This window comes from Eubacterium sp. CAG:156, from assembly GCF_000434315.1.
GTDB lineage: Bacteria > Bacillota > Clostridia > Lachnospirales > Lachnospiraceae > Eubacterium_U > Eubacterium_U album.
On sequence record NZ_FR878107.1, the window covers coordinates 1,494 to 6,072 of the forward strand.

The following is a 4,579-nucleotide window of genomic DNA, read 5'->3' on the forward strand; positions in this document are numbered from 1 at the left end:
GTATTGTCATGGTCGAAGTCTTCTGGATGTACAGGTTATAACATTACATATACCGGTATAGGGAAAAACTCGAAAGCTTTCTTTAAAAAGACCGATTATAAGAAAACATCAATTACTGTCAAAAGATCTTATTTTAAAAACAACAGAAATACTATTCTGGTGAATATTGCAGCAAATTATAAAACAGGAGCAACCGAAGCTACACAGATAGTTCTTTCGTTGGACAACAGGCCACCAAAGATGAAAAAGAAGCATCTTAACATAAAGAAAAAACAGATATCCTTTGAAAAAATGGTGATACCTGTTGATATTGTTCAATATTCAACAAATAAATCATTTAAGAATGCTAAAACTGTATGGGATAAAAAGGGTGGTGGACTTAGGGCAATTAAAAAGCTAAAGCCTAACACAACTTACTACATAAGATATAGTATTACAACTGACGTATCCACTCTAAAAGGATATAAGAAAATTGGTGGAATTTGGTCCAAGACGATAAAGGTAAAGACAAAAAAATAATACTATTTAACCGCAAAATGAAATTAAATAACAAATTTATTTCCATTAAGAGTTTCATAGTTGTCGATATGGCAGATTTCAATGTGGTCACCTTTCCATCCGATATCACAGTCACTATTAAATTTAATAGTAACTTTAAAAATAATCACCTTCAAGCTATAATTGAAAAAATATAGTTTGAAGGTGATTTTATATGGCTAGATAAGGGATATAATTGAATTGGCTGAATATGGAGTGATTGTTGAAAATAATCCAGTTGTAGTTGATGAAAATATTATAACGTCGTATTGTCCTCAAACAGCGCCTAAGGTGGCGTTTACATTATTATAAATGTTAATAGGTAAAGAAAAAACATATGAAGTAAGAGTGGCAATGGGACATAAATAAAAAACATACTTTTATAAACATGAGGGCTTTATATGATTAGAAAATTCAGAGAAAATGATTTACCATCAATTATGCAAATATGGTTTGATTCAAATGTAGAAGTACATAGCTTTATTCCAGAAAAATATTGGATGGATAATTTTGAAATGGTTAAGGATATACTTCCTCAGGCGGAAATATATGTATATGAAAATTTAGGAAAAATAAGTGGCTTTATAGGATTAAACAAAGATTATATAGAAGGAATTTTTGTTGAAAAGAATATGAGGTCAAAAGGTATAGGAAAACAGTTATTGAATTATGTTAAGAAATTAAAAGAGGAAATGCATTTAAGTGCGTACCAAAAAAATTACAAAGCAAATTCATTTTATCAAAGAGAAGATTTTGTGATTCAGTCAGAAAGTATTGATAATGATACAAATGAAAAGGAACTTCTTATGAGTTGGAAGAAATAGTAGAAGGTTGGAAGGACATACTTGCTTTTCATATTATGAAATTATCTCGAGAATTAATGATTAAAAATAATATGCTTAAAACTTGTATAAAAATTGCAATCGTGACATCTTCTTTTCATATGAGACGAAGTATTATGATAGCAGAAAGAGTTTTTAGAGATGATGGTGTTAATATAGTTTCTTTGCCTGGTGAAGATAATTCTACAAGAAGAACAACCTGGTTTACGAATGAAAAAGGACGAGTTATAGCGATAGGGGAAGTAGAGAAGATAATAGATTATGTTAAACAGGGCAAAATTGACGATTTCGAAATTATATAAAAAATAGAGTATTTATAAAAGTGTTGTTAGATTAAAAAAGAAAGACAAATGAAGCAATTAAGAAAGTGCAGGTTAGTTAGACAGTATGAAAATAATTACATTTGAAGAAAAGTATAGAGATGACCTTATTTTTATGATATTGGAAGCAAAAGATGCATTGGGAAGAGTTCCAGGGCTGAATGAAGATTTGTTAGATATCCAAAAAAGTTATATGGATAATGGCGGAATGTTTTGGATTGCCATAGATGAAAGTGACAGAGTTATTGGAAGTGTAGGTGTGAGAATGATTGATAATTCCAATGAATGTTATATTCATCGTTTGTTTGTGAAATGTAATCAAAAACACAACGGCATAGGAACTAAACTTTTGACTACCGCAGAAGAATACGTTAAGAAAAATGGAAAAGATGCTACGCTTGTACACTTAGGTAAACCTAAAGAACAATGGTTTGAGTCATGGAAGTTTTATCCGAAGAATGGTTATGGTGAAATTGAAGATAGTATTATGAGAAAAGAACTTTAATCTATTAGTATTTTGATGCTAGGTGGTTATCAAGTGCAGTATAAGGAGAAAAATATGGCACAAAGATTAATACATTATTTATTAGGAGAAATTTTTTCAAAAGAAATTGAACTAAAAAGCAAAGAAAGATTTCTATTGGGAAGCATAATACCTGATGCATATATGGATTTAAAGGACAGAGACAAAACTCATGTTGCCAATAGAACAGAAGAAACAACATATTTTGATTTTAACTTATTTAGTGAGAAGTTTGACAGGCAGATTAATGAAGATAGCTTGTATCTTGGCTATTATATGCATTTGGTTGAAGACGTTTTTTACAGACAATTTATACATAGGGATGAGTTTAGAGTACCGAAAGGTCAGGAAGAAGTTTCAATGTTACACAACGATTATCATATTTTAAATTCTTATATAGTTAGTAAATACAATTGTCAAAATATTTTGCAGGACAAAATTAATCTTGATTCAGAAAAAATAATGGAAATTGCAGAGTTTAGAATAGAAGGATTTTTGAAAGATTTTGCAGGAGATTTTTCAGATAAAACTCAGGGTGAAACAGTTTTTGTAACGGAAAATATGTTGGACCAATTTATAGAAGAGTATGTGCCTTTGATGCTGGAAGAATTGAGAGCAGTAAAAAAAGGTAAATCTATTCTGGTAGCAAAAGATTATAGATGGAAAAGAGGGAAGAGATGATTGAAGTAAATTTTTATGATGAAATAGATGATTCTTTACTTGAATTTGCTGTTATTATTTCAAAATCTAATGGTAAATGGGTATTTTGCAAGCATAAAGAAAGAGATACATTTGAAGTACCGGGAGGACACAGAGAAACCGGTGAGAAAATTGAAGATACTGCAGTAAGAGAATTAAAAGAAGAAACAGGAGCTGTAGATTTTAACATAAAACCCGTTTGTGTATATTCAGTAAAGGGAAAAACGCGTGTGAATAATAATGCAACAAAAGAATCTTTTGGAATGCTTTATGCAGCAGAGATTTTTTCTTTTGAGGAGATACATAGTGAAATTGAAAAGATAGTTTTAAGTGATGACTTAATACGCCAGTGGACATATCCTTTGATTCAACCTAAGTTAATTAGCGAAGCAAAGAAAAGAGGTTATCTATAAGAGCAGAGCAAATATATGTAGGACTCCAATTTGGATATTGCAAAATCACATCCGGAAACGCAGATAGAGGAAGAACATTTTGTTATTGAAATATATCCTACTGAGTTGAAGTGGGTAATGTAAACAATTAAAATTAAGGAGGTTCTACAATGGCAGAACTATGGGATGCATACAATAAGAATTTTAATAAAATAGAAAATAAGACATTGATTCGAGGCGAATCCATTCCTGATGGAGCGTATCATCTTGTAAGTGAAATAGTAGTAAAGCATACAGATGGCTCATATTTACTAATGCAACGTGATTTTAGAAAACATCACGGCGGAAAATGGGAATTGACTGCAGGAGGTTCCGCGTTACAAGGAGAGGATGAGTTAGAAGCAGCAGTTAGAGAATTAAAAGAAGAAACCGGCTTAAGCGGTGAAATGAAGGAAATTGGGCGTGCTGTTCGTCATGACCACCATTCATTTTATGTAGTATATTTGTGTGAGGCGGATTTTGAAAAGGACTCGATTGTTTTACAGGAAGGAGAAACAATTGGTTACAAATGGGTAGACAAGGAAACAATGTTTAAATTGGATGGGAATGAGCTAGCCTCAAGCAGAACGTTGGAGATTGTTAAAAAATTAGATTTGTAATTGATTATATTATGTAGTGAACATACGAGAGTAAAGGAATATAAGATAACGGAGTATTTATGAAATACACAATAAAAGAAAATCAATTGAATTATGAAACATATTATACACTTAGAAAATCAGTAGAATGGAATAGTTGGAGTAAAGAACAGGCGGAAAAAGCCTTGGAAAATTCATATTATTCAATTGTAATTTTTTATAATGATAATGCAATAGGAATGGGAAGAGTTGTTGGTGACGGCATATATTTTACTATTTTGGATGTTGTTGTCAGACCTGAATATCAGGGTAGAAAGATAGGTACAACAATCATGAACTCAATTTTAGAGTATATTGAAAAAAATATGTGTGAGGGAAGTCGTGTAAGTGTACAATTGTTGGCAGAAGTTGGAAAGGAACAATTTTATATAAAACAAGGATTTAAACTTGTTCCACACGAGTATTGTGGTCCGGCGTTGAGAAAGATAATATATAAGAAATAAATTCTAAAAGAGAAAAAATTGGGTGATTTTTTATTGTATATAATTGGCAAAAATTGTATGGATTTGTTTTTTGTAAAAAATAGACACCTGTATAAAAAAAACATACTCTTCTTTAAAAATACAAA

General features: G+C 30.9%; 8 protein-coding genes. All 8 read left to right on the top strand.

Annotated elements, in window-relative coordinates:
* Positions 1–519 (top strand): hypothetical protein (locus tag ABMA45_RS00130; RefSeq protein ID WP_348029853.1); only part of this gene is annotated, 519 nt, incomplete at its 5' end.
* 419 nt (positions 520–938) lie between these two features.
* Positions 939–1,361 (top strand): N-acetyltransferase, encoded by a 423-nt coding sequence (locus tag ABMA45_RS00135; RefSeq protein WP_022087859.1) that lies wholly within the window; start codon positions 939–941, stop codon positions 1,359–1,361.
* Positions 1,362–1,396: 35 nt separating this feature from the next.
* Positions 1,397–1,681, top strand: coding sequence for an ElyC/SanA/YdcF family protein (locus ABMA45_RS00140; protein WP_347996608.1), 285 nt, complete (start codon positions 1,397–1,399; stop codon positions 1,679–1,681).
* Between the two features lie 85 nt (positions 1,682–1,766).
* A complete protein-coding gene (locus tag ABMA45_RS00145; RefSeq protein WP_022087861.1) occupies positions 1,767–2,204 on the top strand; it encodes a GNAT family N-acetyltransferase in 438 nt (145 codons plus the stop codon).
* Between the two features lie 54 nt (positions 2,205–2,258).
* Positions 2,259–2,903: a zinc dependent phospholipase C family protein gene (locus ABMA45_RS00150; protein ID WP_022087862.1), complete on the top strand. Its 645-nt coding sequence runs from the start codon at positions 2,259–2,261 to the stop codon at positions 2,901–2,903.
* Positions 2,900–3,334 carry an NUDIX hydrolase gene (locus tag ABMA45_RS00155; RefSeq protein WP_022087863.1) on the top strand — a complete coding sequence of 145 codons (435 nt, stop codon included), beginning with the start codon at positions 2,900–2,902 and terminating at the stop codon, positions 3,332–3,334. The genes ABMA45_RS00150 and ABMA45_RS00155 overlap by 4 nt, the downstream gene beginning before the upstream one ends.
* A 149-nt stretch (positions 3,335–3,483) precedes the next feature.
* On the top strand, positions 3,484–3,972 hold the full coding sequence (locus ABMA45_RS00160; protein WP_022087864.1) for an NUDIX hydrolase: 489 nt from the start codon (positions 3,484–3,486) through the stop codon (positions 3,970–3,972).
* Between the two features lie 59 nt (positions 3,973–4,031).
* A complete protein-coding gene (locus tag ABMA45_RS00165) occupies positions 4,032–4,454 on the top strand; it encodes a GNAT family N-acetyltransferase (RefSeq protein ID WP_022087865.1) in 423 nt (140 codons plus the stop codon).
* Positions 4,455–4,579 lie beyond the last annotated feature (125 nt).

Bases quoted from the DNA above. Each gene is read 5' to 3' on its own strand.
- ABMA45_RS00135 (WP_022087859.1), top strand. From the start codon at position 939: ATGATTAGAAAATTCAGAGAAAATGATTTACCATCAATTATGCAAATA.
- ABMA45_RS00140 (WP_347996608.1), top strand. From the start codon at position 1,397: ATGAAATTATCTCGAGAATTAATGATTAAAAATAATATGCTTAAAACT.
- ABMA45_RS00145 (WP_022087861.1), top strand. From the start codon at position 1,767: ATGAAAATAATTACATTTGAAGAAAAGTATAGAGATGACCTTATTTTT.
- ABMA45_RS00150 (WP_022087862.1), top strand. From the start codon at position 2,259: ATGGCACAAAGATTAATACATTATTTATTAGGAGAAATTTTTTCAAAA.
- ABMA45_RS00155 (WP_022087863.1), top strand. From the start codon at position 2,900: ATGATTGAAGTAAATTTTTATGATGAAATAGATGATTCTTTACTTGAA.
- ABMA45_RS00160 (WP_022087864.1), top strand. From the start codon at position 3,484: ATGGCAGAACTATGGGATGCATACAATAAGAATTTTAATAAAATAGAA.
- ABMA45_RS00165 (WP_022087865.1), top strand. From the start codon at position 4,032: ATGAAATACACAATAAAAGAAAATCAATTGAATTATGAAACATATTAT.